14 protein-coding genes are annotated in these 14,978 nt (G+C 57.8%); 13 read left to right on the plus strand and 1 reads right to left on the minus strand.

The annotated features are described in order from the left end of the window. Positions 1–144: 144 nt before the first annotated feature. Positions 145–1,767, minus strand: a complete 1,623-nt coding sequence (locus tag GTQ55_RS08730; RefSeq protein ID WP_202620700.1) for an electron transfer flavoprotein-ubiquinone oxidoreductase — start codon at positions 1,765–1,767, stop codon at positions 145–147. Positions 1,768–2,221: 454 nt separating this feature from the next. Here GTQ55_RS08730 and GTQ55_RS08735 point away from each other — a divergent pair, with 454 nt between their 5' ends. The 13 genes from GTQ55_RS08735 to gspM all read left to right on the plus strand — a co-directional run bounded on the left by GTQ55_RS08735 (position 2,222) and on the right by gspM (position 14,835). Further along, positions 2,222–2,971: an electron transfer flavoprotein subunit beta/FixA family protein gene (locus tag GTQ55_RS08735; RefSeq protein ID WP_161858385.1), complete on the plus strand. Its 750-nt coding sequence runs from the start codon at positions 2,222–2,224 to the stop codon at positions 2,969–2,971. Then, complete coding sequence (locus tag GTQ55_RS08740; protein ID WP_161858386.1) at positions 2,971–3,900, plus strand: electron transfer flavoprotein subunit alpha/FixB family protein; 930 nt, start codon at positions 2,971–2,973, stop codon at positions 3,898–3,900. Before GTQ55_RS08735 ends, GTQ55_RS08740 begins: the two co-directional genes overlap by 1 nt. Before the next feature lie 215 nt (positions 3,901–4,115). Further along, a complete protein-coding gene (locus GTQ55_RS08745) occupies positions 4,116–4,799 on the plus strand; it encodes a type II secretion system protein N (RefSeq protein ID WP_161858387.1) in 684 nt (227 codons plus the stop codon). Positions 4,800–4,884: 85 nt separating this feature from the next. Continuing rightward, complete coding sequence (gene gspD, locus GTQ55_RS08750; RefSeq protein WP_161858388.1) at positions 4,885–6,849, plus strand: type II secretion system secretin GspD; 1,965 nt, start codon at positions 4,885–4,887, stop codon at positions 6,847–6,849. Continuing rightward, entirely contained in the window at positions 6,849–8,327 is a 1,479-nt protein-coding gene (gene gspE, locus GTQ55_RS08755) for a type II secretion system ATPase GspE (protein ID WP_161860086.1), read from the plus strand. Before gspD ends, gspE begins: the two co-directional genes overlap by 1 nt. A 1-nt stretch (position 8,328) precedes the next feature. Then, complete coding sequence (gene gspF / locus GTQ55_RS08760) at positions 8,329–9,546, plus strand: type II secretion system inner membrane protein GspF (RefSeq protein ID WP_161858389.1); 1,218 nt, start codon at positions 8,329–8,331, stop codon at positions 9,544–9,546. Between the two features lie 63 nt (positions 9,547–9,609). Continuing rightward, positions 9,610–10,038 (plus strand): type II secretion system major pseudopilin GspG, encoded by a 429-nt coding sequence (gene gspG, locus GTQ55_RS08765; RefSeq protein WP_161858390.1) that lies wholly within the window; start codon positions 9,610–9,612, stop codon positions 10,036–10,038. A 20-nt stretch (positions 10,039–10,058) separates the two neighbouring features. Further along, positions 10,059–10,688 (plus strand): pilus assembly FimT family protein, encoded by a 630-nt coding sequence (locus tag GTQ55_RS08770; RefSeq protein ID WP_161858391.1) that lies wholly within the window; start codon positions 10,059–10,061, stop codon positions 10,686–10,688. After that, a complete protein-coding gene (gene gspI / locus GTQ55_RS08775; protein ID WP_161858392.1) occupies positions 10,678–11,118 on the plus strand; it encodes a type II secretion system minor pseudopilin GspI in 441 nt (146 codons plus the stop codon). The genes GTQ55_RS08770 and gspI overlap by 11 nt, the downstream gene beginning before the upstream one ends. A gap of 2 nt (positions 11,119–11,120) precedes the next feature. Further along, complete coding sequence (gene gspJ, locus GTQ55_RS08780) at positions 11,121–11,939, plus strand: type II secretion system minor pseudopilin GspJ (protein ID WP_237567896.1); 819 nt, start codon at positions 11,121–11,123, stop codon at positions 11,937–11,939. After that, a complete protein-coding gene (gspK, locus tag GTQ55_RS08785) occupies positions 11,936–12,925 on the plus strand; it encodes a type II secretion system minor pseudopilin GspK (RefSeq protein WP_161858394.1) in 990 nt (329 codons plus the stop codon). The genes gspJ and gspK overlap by 4 nt, the downstream gene beginning before the upstream one ends. Beyond that, on the plus strand, positions 12,926–14,296 hold the full coding sequence (gspL, locus tag GTQ55_RS08790; RefSeq protein ID WP_161858395.1) for a type II secretion system protein GspL: 1,371 nt from the start codon (positions 12,926–12,928) through the stop codon (positions 14,294–14,296). It abuts the gene before it with no gap. Then, complete coding sequence (gspM, locus tag GTQ55_RS08795) at positions 14,293–14,835, plus strand: type II secretion system protein GspM (protein ID WP_237567897.1); 543 nt, start codon at positions 14,293–14,295, stop codon at positions 14,833–14,835. The genes gspL and gspM overlap by 4 nt, the downstream gene beginning before the upstream one ends. Positions 14,836–14,978 lie beyond the last annotated feature (143 nt).

The raw sequence follows: 14,978 nt of genomic DNA on the forward strand, positions 1-14,978 counted from the left end.
AACCTGGCAGTTGTAGAAGTAATAAGCCAACAGGGGTTGCCTGACCTACAGGGTGCTGGAAACAGCATCCGGTTTTTTTCGTTCTGGTGTGCGGGCAACAAAAAAGGGCACCGGAGGTGCCCTTGAAAACTGACTGTTGCCCGATTACATATTCGGGTAATTGGGGCCGCCGCCACCTTCCGGGGTTACCCAGACGATGTTTTGCGTGGGATCCTTGATGTCGCAGGTCTTACAGTGCACGCAGTTCTGTGCGTTGATCTGGAAGCGCTTGTTACCTGCTTCCTCAATGACCTCGTAAACACCGGCAGGGCAGTAGCGCTGCGCCGGCTCGTCATAAATCGGCAGGTTGTGGTTCAGCGGGATGTCACTGTCCTTGAGGGTCAGGTGACACGGCTGGTCTTCCTCGTGGTTGGTGTTGGAAATGAACACCGAGGAAAGTTTGTCGAAGCTCAGTACCCCGTCCGGTTTCGGGTAGCTGATCTTCTTGCAGTCTGCCGCCGGCTTCAGCTGTGCGTGGTCCGCTTTACTGTCGCTCAGGGTCCAGGGCAGCTTGCCTTTGAACAGGTTGATATCAATAAAGGCATAGGCGGAGCCGATGATGTTGCCCCACTTGTGCTGGGCAGGGCCAAAGTTGCGCTGCATGTGCAGCTCTTTCCAGGCCCAGCTGTTCTTGTAGCGTTCGCTGTAATCAGTCAGCTCGTCACTGCTGCGCTCAGCCGCAAGCGCTTCGGCAACGGACTCTGCGGCGAGCATGCCGGATTTCATCGCGGTGTGGTTGCCCTTGATCTTGGCGAAGTTCAGGGTGCCCGCGTTGTCGCCGATCAGCAGGCCGCCGGGAAAGGTCATCTTCGGCTGTGACTGCAGGCCGCCTTTGACAATGGCGCGCGCACCATAGGCAACACGCTGGCCGCCTTCGAGGTACTGCTTGATGACCGGGTGATGCTTGTAGCGCTGGAACTCATCAAATGGGCTGACGTGCGGGTTGCTGTACGCCAGATCGGTGATCAGCCCTACCACTACCTGATCTTCTTCCAGGTGATACAGGAAGCCGCCCCCAGCCGATCCGGATTCGTCCAGCGGCCAGCCAGCGGTGTGCACAACAAGGCCCTGTTTGTGCTTGGCGCTGTCGATCTTCCAGATCTCTTTGATACCGATTCCGTAATGCTGTGGGTCGCGGTCGGCGTCGAGGCCGAACTTGGCAATCAGCTGTTTACCCAGGTGGCCTCGGCAACCTTCGGCAAACAGGGTGTATTTGGCGTGCAGCTCCATGCCCTGCATATAGCTGTCTTTGTGCTCGCCGTTAGCGCCGACGCCCATATCGCCGGTGGCGATACCCTTGACGGAGCCGTCTTCATTGAACAGGACTTCAGCCGCAGCGAAGCCAGGGAAGATCTCTACACCCAGCGCTTCGGCCTGTTCGGCGAGCCAGCGGCAGAGGTTACCGAGGCTGATGATGTAGTTACCTTCGTTATGCATGGTGCTCGGCACCAGCATATTCGGGACCTTGATGGAACTTTCAGGGCCGCGCAGCACATAGATATCATCGCCTTCTACCGCGGTTTCCAGCGGGGCGCCGCGCTCCTTCCAGTCCGGGAAGAGTTCGTTGAGTGCTGTCGGCTCGAAAACCGCTCCGGAGAGAATATGGGCACCTACCTCGGAGCCTTTCTCCACTACGCACACGGAAATGTCTTCGTTGATCTGGCGCAGCTTGATTGCCGCGGCAAGTCCCGCAGGGCCTGCACCCACGATGACTACGTCGTATTCCATTGACTCGCGTTCCACAGGTCTCTCCTCAGCAAGTGCATTATTCAGCCGCCAAATTATGGCAGGCAGTTTATAAGTCGGCCGATTATATCGGGCTATTAACAACCCTACCAATTGCAGGACTTTTCATTTCCGGTGGCAAAAAGAGGGCAAAATGCAATATGCCGGTCCGCTGAATAGGGCGTAATTATGACCTGAAATTGATCCTGTGAATGACGGTTATGCCTAGTATTCAACTATTGATTTTGGCCTTTGAAAGGGCCAACATACACGCCGCTCAAACAACTGTTTGAACTTATTGGTGGCTCGCAGGTGCCGGAATTCACTCGCCGCAGGCGGGTCTGGCAGGGCCACCACAGTACTCGGCCGGGAGGCTGCCCGAGTTACCCATGTTGCCCCTGAACCGCTCAGGCGATCGGGCTGCAACTTCTAAGTAGACTACTGAGACGGGATTTTCATGAAAGTTCTTGTAGCTGTGAAACGCGTTGTCGATTACAACGTGAAAGTCCGCCCGAAGGCGGACGGTTCAGATGTGGACACTGCCAACGTAAAGATGTCCATCAACCCCTTCTGTGAGATCGCCGTAGAAGAAGCGGTTCGCCTGAAAGAAAAGGGTGTGGTCAGCGAGATCATCGCTGTATCCATGGGCCCCAAACAGTGTCAGGAACAGATTCGAACTGCGCTGGCGCTGGGTGCCGATCGTGGTATCCAGGTGGAAACAGATGCTGAGCTGCAGCCACTGGCTGTCGCCAAGTGCCTCAAGGCGATAGTGGAAAAAGAAGAGCCGCAGCTGGTTATTCTGGGCAAGCAGTCCATCGACGGCGACAACAACCAGACCGGTCAGATGCTGGCGGCATTGACGGGTATGGGGCAGGGCACCTTTGCTTCCGAGGTCAACGTTGAAGAGGGTTCCGTGAAGGTGACCCGTGAAATCGACGGTGGTCTGCAGACTGTAGAGCTGACCTTGCCTGCGGTGGTTACCACCGACCTGCGCCTCAACGAGCCGCGCTACGCTTCCCTGCCCAATATCATGAAGGCCAAGAAAAAGCCTCTGGATGTCACCACCCCTGACGAGCTGGGTGTGGATATCGCCCCGCGCACCAAGACCCTGAAAGTTGAGCCGCCGGCCGAGCGCCAGGCAGGCATCAAGGTTGCCGATGTAGCGGAACTGGTAGAAAAACTGAAAACCGAGGCGAAAGTAATCTGATGAGCATTCTTGTAATTGCAGAGCACGACAACGCCGAACTGAAAGGCGCCACCCTTAATACTATTGCGGCCGCCAAGGCCATCGGTGGTGACATCGACGTACTGGTAGCCGGTAGTGGCTGCGGAGCCGTGGGCGAAGCCGCTGCGAAGGTTGACGGCGTCAGCAAGGTGCTGGTGGCCGATAATGCGGCGTACGAGCATCAACTGGCAGAGAACGTAGGAAAGCTGGTGGCTGACCTGGGTCAGAACTACAGCCACATTCTGGCGCCGGCGACCACCACCGGGAAAAACATGCTGCCGCGCGCTGCTGCCCTGCTGGACGTTCAACCGATCTCCGACATTATTGCTGTCGAGAGCCCGGATACCTTCAAACGCCCGATCTACGCGGGTAACGTGATTGCGACCGTACAGAGCTCAGATGCCATCAAGGTCGCATCTGTGCGTACCACTGCGTTTGATCCGGTCGCCGCTGAAGGCGGCAGCGCTGCGGTCGAAGCCGTTGATATCACCGATGATGCAGCGGTTTCCAAGTTCGTCGGCGAAGAGCTGGCGGTATCCGACCGTCCGGAACTCACTGCGGCGCGCGTCGTCATTTCTGGTGGCCGCGGCATGCAGAATGGCGAAAACTTTGAAATGCTGAACAAGGTGGCCGACAAGCTGGGTGCGGCGGTTGGCGCATCCCGTGCTGCCGTGGATGCCGGCTTTGTACCCAATGACATGCAGGTCGGACAGACCGGCAAGATCGTTGCGCCGGACCTGTACATCGCTGTAGGCATTTCCGGGGCCATTCAGCACCTGGCGGGCATGAAGGACTCCAAGGTAATCGTCGCCATCAACAAAGATGAAGAGGCACCGATCTTCTCTGTGGCAGATTATGGCCTGGTGGCGGACCTGTTTGATGCAGTACCGGAGCTGGAAGCAAAACTGTAACCAGCAGTTCATATACTGACATCAGAAAGAGGCGGCGCAAGCCGCCTTTTTTAATGGTGTGGTATTGGCGTGCGTTATCGGGCTTTGCGTATTGATTGGTTATTTATTAATCTATGCTCCCGGTAACATTGCCTTTCTTGGTGCTAGCCCCGAGAATAGGCGCCCCAATAAGTAGAACTAAGCTGTCTGTGGTACAGCCGAGACGGGATTTAATCATGTCTTTGGTAAAACGCACATTATCAAATGCCCTGCAAAACCCGGCCGCCTCCGGCGGAAACACCGCGCGGCGCAGCCTGCTGGCTACCGTCGCCGTTGTCGGTGGGTGGCTGGCGGTCAATGTCATGGCGTATGGGCACCTGGCAGTTCCATCCGAGGCTGACGGTGGCCTTCTGGCCGAGCGCAGCACGCGCACTACAGCGGGCTCCAATCAGACAGTGTCGCTTCCTTCGACGGCCTTCTTCGGCGTCGCTCCGGTCAAAACAGAGGCCGAGCCCGAACTTGATCTTGCAAATATTCCCATTACGCAGCTAAACCTCGTGCTTTCCGGCGTACTCAGCAGTAGTGTGGGCGACCATGCCAGCGCTCTGGTGGCGGAGCGCGGCAAGCCGGCCGAGCGAATCTTCGTGGGAGAGAAACTACCGGGCGGGGCAGAGGTCTATTCCGTCGAGGTCGATCATATTATTCTTCGTCGTAATGGGCAGATGGAAAAACTGACCTACCCGGATGCCGAAGGGCGCCCGACTGTTCCCAAGCAGTATGCAAATTATGCGGGCGAGGCCGCCAAGGTCATCAGCGCCAATGCGACCTCTGAGCGGTCGGATAAGCAACAGTCGATCCGTGATCGCCTGGAACAGTTACGGGAAATGGCCCGCCAGCGACAGCGGACCAACCAGCGTTAATTTCGTCGTGCGCGCCCGGGGGAGGGTGCGCGTTTAACAAGACCATACATTTACCGACCAAATAAGAATTAGAGTCAAATTCATAATGATGAGCGTGTTTCACCGACGGCTGGTAGCAGTCGCCCTGGGTTTTCTGTTGTCGTTTTCGGTGCTGGCTCAGTCTTCCCCGGAGAGGGTTACTCTTTCACTGGATAACGCCGATATCCGCGACCTGATCAACTGGGCCGCCGATTTCACCGGCAAAAACATCATTGTCCACCCCAATGTCAAAGGTAAGGTCACGGTTGTTGCCGGGGACCCGATGAGCCACCAGCAGGCCTTCGACGTGTTCATGTCGGTGCTGCAGGTCAATGGTTTCAGCCTTGTAGAGCAGGGGGATGCCTGGAAAGTCGTACCCGATGCACTGGCGAAGCAACAGGCGATCCCGGTTATCGATGAGTCGACTCGCGCACCGGGCGAAGCGCTTGTGGTGCGTACCGTAAAAGTCGAGAACATTTCCGCAGCGCAGCTGATCGCCATGTTGCGGCCGCTTATTCCGCAGACCGGTCATCTGGCTGCCTATGCGGACACCAATACGTTAATCGTCGCCGACCGTTCGGCGAACATCGACCAGATTGTGCGCCTGATCAAGCAGCTCGACCGGGCCGGAGCCATCGACATCGAGCTGGTGCCCCTGCAGTTTGCTTCGGCCAAAGAGGTCAAGCAGGTCATCAATGAGCTTCTCCAGGGCGGCGGCAAACAAGCCGGAAATGATGTGCAGCCGCTGCGCATTGCCGTCGATGAGCGCTCAAACAGTATCCTCCTGACCGGCGATCCGGTTACCCGACAGCAGCTCAAAAAAGTCATCGAACGCCTTGACCAGCCGCTGACCGGCGAGGGCAATACGGCGGTTGTTTACGTGCAGTACGCCAGTGCCACAGACCTCAAGCCAATCCTTGAAGGCATGAGTGGCAGTATCCAGAAAACCGAAAAGGATCAGCAGGTAGCCGATGTCGAGGTGAGCATTCAGGTCAATGAGGAACTGAATGCACTGGTCCTGACCGCGCCGCCATCCTTACTGGAAACCATGAAAGGTGTTATTGCCAAGCTTGACGTGCGCCGTGCGCAGGTCCTAATCGAGGCCATCATTGTCGAGGTGACCGAGGGCACCGGCAATAACCTCGGTGTGAAATGGATCGCCGGTAATGACGACGATGTTTTCGCCGGATTTCAGAATGACTTTGCCCAAACGCCGATCATTGATGACGACGGCAATGTCCTGTCGGAAGTTAACCCGTTCTCCCTCGCACCGGCCAACCTGGCGCGCTCCGGACTCAACCTTGGCTTCCTGAGTGGTACGGATATACGTTTGGCAATCAATGCCATGGCCAGCGAGAACAACGCGAACATCCTGTCCACGCCAACCATCATGGCGCTCGACAATGAAGAGGCGGAAATCCTGGTCGGCCAGAATGTGCCGTTTATTACCGGCGAGCAGTTGCTGTCCGGCAGCAATAACGATCCATTCACCACCATCCAGCGTCAGGATGTCGGTACCACGCTCAAGGTCACACCCAGGGTCAACAACAACAACTCCGTGACGCTCGAAATCGAGCAGAAGGTTGAAAACGTACTGCCCGTAGCCAGTTCTGCGGCATCCGATATTGTGACGAGCAAGCGTGAAATCCGCACCAAGGTCCTGATCGACGACGGCGCCATCCTGGTGCTGGGCGGCCTGATCGAGGACAAGGTCACCGAGATCAATGAGAAGGTGCCCCTGCTGGGTGATATCCCGGGTCTCGGCCGCCTGTTCCGCAACTCCAAGAAAGACGTGGACAAGACCAATCTGATGGTGTTCCTGCGGCCAAAGATCCTCAGCAACCAGATCGCTGGCTATGAGGAAACCCGCAAGCGCTACCGCGACATCCAGGAAAAGCAGCTGAACCTGCGCGACAACACCAGCCGTATTTGGGACTGGAACCGCGGGGAGACCCTGCCGGACCTGTTGCCGCCACCAGCCGACACCGAAACCGAAGAACTGCTTCCAGTGGAGCCTGAGGTCGTCAAGTGATGACGGATCTTGCGGTAAAACGATTGCCCTATGCCTTCGCCAAGCGCCACCGGGTGCTTCTGGCGGAAGTGGACGGCACACCGGTTTGTCAGTACGTTGCGCCGCTCAACCCCAGTGTGCTTGCGGAAGTACAGCGTCTCTGTGAGGTACCCCTGGGCGCTGCCGCGGTTGAGGTGGAAGCATTCCAGGAGGCGCTCCAGCGTGAGTACGAGAACCGCGAGGGTGGCAACCTCTCAGACGTGGAGGGGCTGGGTGATGACCTGGACTTGGCAGCAGTTGCCGATTCCCTGCCGGAGACGGAAGACCTTCTCGAGCAGGAAGACGATGCCCCCATCGTAAAACTGATCAATGCCATTTTCGCTGAGTCACTCAAGCAGGGTGCCTCGGATATCCATATTGAAACCTTCGAGAAGCGCCTGGTAGTCCGTTTCCGGGTAGATGGTGTGCTGCGGGAAGTGCTGCAACCGCGCCGCGCACTGGCCCCACTGCTGGTTTCCCGTATCAAGGTGATGGCGAAGCTCGACATTGCCGAAAAGCGTGTGCCCCAGGACGGCAGGATTTCGCTGCTGATGGGTGGCCGCGAGGTCGATGTGCGTGTGTCGACGATGCCGTCCTCTGCCGGTGAGCGCGTAGTGATGCGCCTGCTGGACAAGCAGGCCGGTAAAATGGACATGCGCCAGCTGGGCATGGCGGAGCAGGACCTGAAGGTCATGACCGAGCTTCTCGGGCGTCCCCACGGCATCCTGCTGGTAACTGGTCCCACCGGTTCCGGTAAAACCACCACCCTGTATGCTGGCCTTGCCAGTATCAACAACCGCGAGAAGAATATTCTCACCGTGGAAGACCCGGTGGAATACAACCTCGAAGGCGTTGGCCAGACCCAGGTCAACACCAAGGCTGACATGACGTTTGCCCGCGGGCTGCGGGCGATCCTGCGCCAGGACCCGGATGTGGTGATGGTGGGGGAGATCCGGGACCTCGAAACCATGCAGATTGCCATTCAGGCGAGTCTGACCGGTCACCTGGTGCTCTCCACGTTGCATACGAACACGGCGTTGGGTGCGGTTACACGTCTGGTAGACATGGGTATCGAGCCCTTTTTGCTGTCCTCCAGTGTGATCGGCGTGCTGGCCCAGCGGCTGGTACGGGTGCTATGTCCAGAGTGTCGCCAGCCTCATGAGGCAGACAGCTTTGAATGTAGAATGCTGGGCGTGGAAGAGGGCGCGGGGACGATCATTTACCGCCCTGGCGGCTGTGAAAAGTGTAACCACAGCGGCTATCTCGGTCGTATCGGCATCTATGAACTGGTGCCGGTGAATGAGAAACTGCGTCAGTTAATTCATGACCGCGCATCCGAGAATGCGCTGGTCCAGGAGGCCCGAAAGCTGGGCCCCAGTATCCGCGAAGACGGCGTAGCCAAGGTGCTCGCCGGTGAAACTTCACTGGAAGAAGTACTTCGGGTAACCCAGGAGTCCTGAAATGGGTGCGTTCGAGTACACCGCGCTTAACAGCGGCGGCCGCAAGAATCGCGGCACGCTTGAGGCCGATAGTGCTAAAGCCGCGCGTCAGCAGTTGCGAGCCAAAGGCCTGATTCCGCTGGAAGTGACGGCAGCATCCGAATCCGCTGCATCTGGCGGTGCCAGTATCCTTTCCGGCAGTCCGGGGCTGAGCGTCAAGGCGCTGGCACTGCTGACGCGTCAGATTGCCACACTGCTGCGTGCCGGCATTCCCCTGGAAGAAACCCTCGGCGCCATCGCCAACCAGTCCCGCAACCAGAAAGTGCGCCGGATCGTGCTGGCAGTGCGCGCCAAGGTGATGGAAGGGCACAGTTTTGCCCAGGCGCTGGCCGGTTTTCCACGGGCCTTTCCCAAGCTCTATCGAGCGACGGTAGAGGCCGGGGAGCACTCGGGCCATTTGGACGATGTTCTCGAGCGGCTGGCGGACTACACCGAAAATCAGCAGGTATTCCGGCAAAAGGTGCAGCTGGCGCTGATCTATCCACTGGTGCTCGTGGTTATCTGCGTACTGGTGGTGACCGGTCTGATGGTTTACGTGGTTCCCGATGTTATCGAAGTCTTTACCGGAACGGGCCAGCAGCTTCCGCTGGCGACCCGAATACTGGTTTCGATCAGTGATTTCATTTCCGCGTGGGGCTGGCTGATACCGCCCGCGATCATCGCTCTGGTGGTCGGCTGGACGCTGCTGCTGCGTCGCCCGGGCTTCCGTTACCATTTCCATCACCGGTTGCTGGATATGCCCGCTGTGGGCTGGCTGGTACGCGGCGGCCAGAGCGCACGTTACGTGGGCACGCTGGCGATTCTAACTGGCAGTAGCGTGCCGCTTGTGCAGGCTATGGGAATTGCCAGCGGGGTAATGAGCAACGATTTCCTCAAAGAACGCCTGCAAATTGCACAGAAGTTCGTGCGCGAGGGCGGGAGCCTGCGGCGGGCTCTGGAAGATGTGGAATATTTTCCACCGATGATGACGTATATGGTTGCGAGTGGTGAGTCGTCGGGCACACTGGACCAGATGCTGGTGCGCGCGGCAGAAAACCAGGAGCGGGACCTGCAGGGCGCGGTGACCGCGTTCGTCAGCCTGTTCGAACCGATCATGCTACTGGTAATGGCCGGCATCGTGCTGTTTATCGTAATGGCTATCATGATGCCGATCATGAACATGAATCAGCTGGTTGTCTGAAACGTCAATCAGTTAAAAGATTGCGGGCCTGTGGCCCGGAAAATTGTATCCGCGAGGTGAGAAATGAAAAATCTGCGCAATAACCGGGGCTTTACCCTGATTGAGATCATGGTGGTTATCGTGATCCTTGGTGTGCTTGGCGCACTGGTCGTGCCCAATATTATGGGGCGTACTGGAGAGGCGCGCATGAAGGCGGCTACTGTCGACCTGCGTGCAATTTCGACAGCACTGGATATGTATCGCATGGACAACTTTGTCTATCCGAGTTCTGACCAGGGCCTGGAAGCGCTGGTCACCAAGCCATCCGGTTTTCCGGAAGCGAAAAACTGGAACGAGCCCTACCTGAAAAAAGCACCGAAAGATCCTTGGGGCAACGAATATCAGTACATCAGCCCGGGAAGCTCCGGCCCGTATGACCTGTTTAGTTTGGGCGCCGATGGCAAGCCGGGTGGTGAAGGCGAATCCGCTGACCTGTTCGCTTCCGAGCTCTGAGGCTCATCAGAGCTAATCTGATGCGCGTCGCAGCCTGCCGCCAACGGGGATTTACCCTGATCGAACTGCTGGTGGTGATTGTTATCATCGCTTCACTGGCAGGTATGGCGACGCTGTCCCTGAATAATACGGATAGCCGCAAGTGGACCGGAGAAGTCCAGCGCCTTGCGAACCTTTTGCAGCTCGTGGCTGATCGAGCTCTAATCGACAAGGCGCACTACGGTGTCGTGTTCGAAGAAACTGGTTACACGGTAGTTCGCTACGACTCCAGCCTGATGAAGTGGCAGCAGATGGACTTTTCCGGTCAGCCTGCTGCCGCTAATGCCAAGCGCTTTACTGCGCATGAGCTCCCTCCCACCATGCGTCTGGAAATTCTCTCCCAGACAGAATTGCCCGGTGCCAAGGATAGCGACTCCAGTTTCGGCGGAGATCGCCGCCCCAGCAGCGTCACTGGTAGCGACAGCGCAAAGAAAGGCGGCAAGGATGACGAAGAGGTCCTGCCGCAATTTGCCGCGCTTTCCAGTGGTGAAGTACTGCCGGTGGAAATCGGTTTTTTCCTGATGAAAAACGGCGATATCGGACGCGCGGCGATTATTTCCTACAGCAGTCTCTACGGTATGCAGCTGGAGTGGCAGAGCGATGAATACTGAGTATCGTCCGCGCCGCGCGGGCTGGATGCGCCAGCGGGGATTTACCCTGGTGGAAGTGTTGGTGGCGCTGGTCATTTTTGGAGTGATTGCCGCGAGTGTGCTGAAAACACTTCAGGACAGTGTGCGTCAACAGGCTGCCCTCGAGGAGCGTCTGACCGCGAACTGGGTGGCCCAGCAGGCACTTGCCGAGATTCGCCTGCGTACCGACTGGCCGCCGCTGGGCAAGAAAACCGAGAAGGTACTGTTGGCAGACCGGGAGTGGCAGGTGACTGCCGAGGTCAAGACCACCAATGAACCTAAGATGCGGCATATCGTGGTGCAGGTGGGGAGGCCCGAAGCCGAGGCACCCATCCTTACCATCGACTCCTGGGTTGCTCAGTCTGTCGGCGCAGGTGCCGGGACGGGTGCGGCCACCGAAGGGAGAGGATGATCATGAGGCGAGTTGCCAAGCCGGCCGCACGGGGCTTTACCCTGATAGAAATCATGGTGGTGCTGGTGATCGTATCGATCATCGGCATCGGCTCCTATTCATTGCTGGAAACGTTTTTTACCACCGACCGTGTCCTCACCGCGCGCGGGGATCAAATGCGTCGCCTCTCAATGGCCATGTATCGCATGGACGACGACCTGCGCCAGCTTACCGTTCGGCCAGTCAAAAACGCCTACAGCGGTTATGAGCCCGCATTTCAGGGTGTGACCAATGAGTTTGAGTTCACCCGCCTGGGGGCCGCAAACCTGACCGGCGAGCCGCGCGGCAATCTGCAGCGCCTGCATTACGGCATTGGTTATGCCGAGGAGGGCTCCGAAGGGCGATATGAGCGCGGCGAAGATGACGGCACCGCGCTGTTGTTGCGCAGCCGCTGGCGGGTGCTCGATCGAGGGCCCGACTCCGAGCCGGTTGCCGAACCTATTCTCGACGGAGTGGTAGAGCTCAATTTGCGATATTACGACCGGGACTCCAAGGCGTGGCTTGCACAGTGGCCGCCGGCATCATCTACGACAACTCCCGGAGCGGTGGACCTGCGATTGCCGCAGGCCATAGAAGTGGTTTTGATTACCCGAAGTGGTGGTGAAATGCGGCGCGTGTTCTCGCTGCCCGAATATTCGGTGGTCGCGGGTACTGCGGGCTCGGGCAGTAGCGGTGGCGACGGTGATGATAACGAACGCAATGACAGGGACGGATCCAGTAGCAGTAGTGGCTCTGGCAGCGGCGGCGATGGAGGGCGCCGGGGTGAGGGTGAAGCTCAATGATCGTCGCTAATCCGGAGCGTCAACGTGGCGTCGCACTGATCACCGTGCTGCTTGTAATGGTCATCGCCGTGGCCGCAGTGACCCATGCGGTGACTCGCAATCGGCTCGCGATATCCCGGACGAGTGCGATACTCGCCAACACCCAGCTTGCCGAGTTTGTGCACGGTGCGGAAGCGTGGTCAATCATCGCGCTCGAAAAGGATTTCGAAGAAGATCGTGCCGCCACCGCTGCCAGCGATAACCTGCTCGAGCCATGGGCGCAAAAGCTCGTCGAATTTAACCCTGATAACGGAAAAATACGCATACAAATCAAAGATTTACAGTCTTGTTTTAATGTAAATAATTTAACAATGGATCAAGCTGCTGGCGGTGGTCCCGGGGGCGGGGAAGCATCGGCGAGCAAGGTCCTGCAACGACTGGTGCGCAACCTGGGCGGGCGGGCAGATACCGCTATGGCCATAGAAGACTGGGTTGATCCAGGGGATACGCCGCTCTCATCCGGCACCGAAGACAATGGTTATCTGGGGCAAGAAGTCGCACACCGCACACCGGATACGTTTATTACCGACGTTTCCGAGCTGAGCGCGGGGCAGGGGATTGAACCCCAGGAGTGGAAAGTTATCGCTCCGGAGCTCTGCGCATTGCCGGAGTCGGGTACAAAAGTGAACGTGAATACCGCTTCACAGGAACTGTTGTCAGCGATGTTTCCATCGGCCAACGTCGCTGGGCTGATCAACTATCGGGAAGGTGGCACTCCGTTTACGGATGCGGGCGAACTGTCCGGGTTCGGTATAACCGGGGGTGGAGAATTGGATTTCAACAGCGCGTATTATGTCGCGCATATTGCCGTGCAGCTGGGTCTGGAGCACCGTCAGTACTGGGAATCGACGCTGAAGCTCGACACCACCACTGGCGAGGTAAAAGTGATACAGCGCCAGAGGCGCGAGTTTTCCGGGCAGTTTTTGCAGGAATTACTGGGGGATTAATTGAGCCAGGAAGTCAAATTACTCAGGCTGCGTGAGCCCGTTGCCGGATCGCATAGTGGCGATCAGATACAGGCTGCGGGCAACGTTTTGCTGCAACGCTGGCAAGATAACGCCTGGCAGGCAGTGGCCACCGATGAAGCCTTTCAGCATGCATTCAGTGCTGGAAGCCTTGGAGCCTCGGCAACCGGTTACGCTATTCCCGGTTCCGGGCAAGACGTTACCCAGCGCGAATCCGGGGAAGATGACGGTGATGACGATGCTTTGAAATTCCAGCCCGAAGACCGGGTAGTGGTACTGGTTCCAGGTAGCTGGGTATGGAATGGCCTTGAAGCTATCCCCCGTGCCGCGCGCCGACAGAGCAGTGCCGTGGGGTATATGGTGGAAGAGCAACTGGCTGAGGACGTCGAAGACCTGCACTTCGTATGCGAGCCGGTGTCCGGAGACCTGTGCAGCGTACTGGCCGTGTCCAGCGATAAGCTGGCGGCGCTCAAAGGGCAGATCGAGCGCCTTGGCTGGCCGGTTATCGGTGCCATCCCCGAGTATCGCGTATTGGCCAACACGGGTGACACCTCGGCGATCTGGCTGGACGACGAGCGTGCCCATGTGTGGCTGGCGGCAGGTAAAGGCCTTTCAGTCGCCCGCCCTCTGGCGGGTGTAATTGCGGAAAGTCTCTTCACTCCCAGTGACCTCGAGGGCGGGGAGGGTGAGTCCGCTGAACCCGAATCGGGCCAGTCGGCGCTGCGTGTCTTTGGTGACCCCACGCCGTTGGAGCTGGCTACGTTCGAGCAGCTGGCGACCGTGGAAACCGCAGGTGAGGCGCCCGACACGACGTTTCTCACTTCCATGGGCGCCGGTGTACCTGGCAATCTTCTCACCGGAGATTTCCAGATCACACTGGCGTCCGATACCGGCCCCTGGTGGAAAAAGCCCGCGATTGCGGTGGCGGCGTGTTTCGTGCTGCAGCTGGTGTTTTTTGTGGCTGCGGGCAGCTATTACAAAGTGCAGGCCGGGCGGGCGGATGACGCCGCCAGGGCCATGTTCAGCGAAATTTTCCCGGGGGACAGCCCCAGTGCCGACCTGCGGCGTCAGATTACCGGCTATCTCAACCAGTCTTCCGGCGGTGGCGGTGAGTTTGCAAGCCAGCTACAGCAGTTGAGTCAGGTATGGACGACCGGTAAATCGGGGGATCTACAGCTCCAGTCCATGCGCTTTGATGGCAACCGCGGTGAGCTTGTATTGCAGCTGCGGGCAGCCAACCTCGGCCAGCTCGATGCGGTAGTGGGCAAACTGAGCAGTGGCCAATTCAAGGCCGAGCTCCTGGCCGCAAATGAGCTGGAAGATGGGGTTTCAGGGCGTATTCGACTGCGATGAGCGCAGTGCCGCTACCGGGCGAAATAATCAGAACAAGATCATTCATTACTATGAAGCAAACGATTGAATTGTGGCGCCAGAAGTGGGCGGCGCTTCCAGCAAATGATCAGCGCGCCCTCGGGATGCTGATACTTTTCCTTGGCGCGATATTTATTATTTTTGGGCTATTCAAGCCCGCTCAGTCCTTTTTTGACAACGCTCGCTCAGAAGCGGAGCAGTCCCGAGAGCTTTTGGCCTGGATAGAAAAACAGCGTCCACAGCTCGAGCGTATCCAGCGCAATACCGGGGGGCAATCCCAGGCCCAGGGGACACTTCTTCAGCGCGTAACTGCGGCGGCGAATAATCACAAAGTGACGATCAAACGGTTTGAACCGGAAGGCGATGGTCGGATCCGGTTGTGGATTGATGAGGCGCGTTATCAGGATCTCCAGCCCTGGCTAAACACGCTATTACAGCAGCGCTTCATTATCCGCTCTGTCAGCGTGGACGCTCTTGCGGAAGAGGGCATGGTTTCGGCACGACTTACGCTGGAGCGTTAATGCGCGCGCTGGCGAGGTGGCTCCGGAACGGGAATCTCCCAGCTGCCGACGAATATTTTGGCGGTTTTTGGTTGTAAATCGAGCTTAAGTTCCATTTTAGTCCATTAATCGGCAATAATTTGTTTATTTCTACCGATAATATC

Origin of the sequence: Microbulbifer hydrolyticus, assembly GCF_009931115.1 — a bacterium.
GTDB classification, from domain to species: domain Bacteria; phylum Pseudomonadota; class Gammaproteobacteria; order Pseudomonadales; family Cellvibrionaceae; genus Microbulbifer; species Microbulbifer hydrolyticus.

Bases quoted from the DNA above. Each gene is read 5' to 3' on its own strand.
- GTQ55_RS08730 (WP_202620700.1), bottom strand. From the start codon at position 1,767: ATGGAATACGACGTAGTCATCGTGGGTGCAGGCCCTGCGGGACTTGCC.
- GTQ55_RS08735 (WP_161858385.1), top strand. From the start codon at position 2,222: ATGAAAGTTCTTGTAGCTGTGAAACGCGTTGTCGATTACAACGTGAAA.
- GTQ55_RS08740 (WP_161858386.1), top strand. From the start codon at position 2,971: ATGAGCATTCTTGTAATTGCAGAGCACGACAACGCCGAACTGAAAGGC.
- GTQ55_RS08745 (WP_161858387.1), top strand. From the start codon at position 4,116: ATGTCTTTGGTAAAACGCACATTATCAAATGCCCTGCAAAACCCGGCC.
- gspD (WP_161858388.1), top strand. From the start codon at position 4,885: ATGATGAGCGTGTTTCACCGACGGCTGGTAGCAGTCGCCCTGGGTTTT.
- gspE (WP_161860086.1), top strand. From the start codon at position 6,849: ATGACGGATCTTGCGGTAAAACGATTGCCCTATGCCTTCGCCAAGCGC.
- gspF (WP_161858389.1), top strand. From the start codon at position 8,329: ATGGGTGCGTTCGAGTACACCGCGCTTAACAGCGGCGGCCGCAAGAAT.
- gspG (WP_161858390.1), top strand. From the start codon at position 9,610: ATGAAAAATCTGCGCAATAACCGGGGCTTTACCCTGATTGAGATCATG.
- GTQ55_RS08770 (WP_161858391.1), top strand. From the start codon at position 10,059: ATGCGCGTCGCAGCCTGCCGCCAACGGGGATTTACCCTGATCGAACTG.
- gspI (WP_161858392.1), top strand. From the start codon at position 10,678: ATGAATACTGAGTATCGTCCGCGCCGCGCGGGCTGGATGCGCCAGCGG.
- gspJ (WP_237567896.1), top strand. From the start codon at position 11,121: ATGAGGCGAGTTGCCAAGCCGGCCGCACGGGGCTTTACCCTGATAGAA.
- gspK (WP_161858394.1), top strand. From the start codon at position 11,936: ATGATCGTCGCTAATCCGGAGCGTCAACGTGGCGTCGCACTGATCACC.
- gspM (WP_237567897.1), top strand. From the start codon at position 14,293: ATGAGCGCAGTGCCGCTACCGGGCGAAATAATCAGAACAAGATCATTC.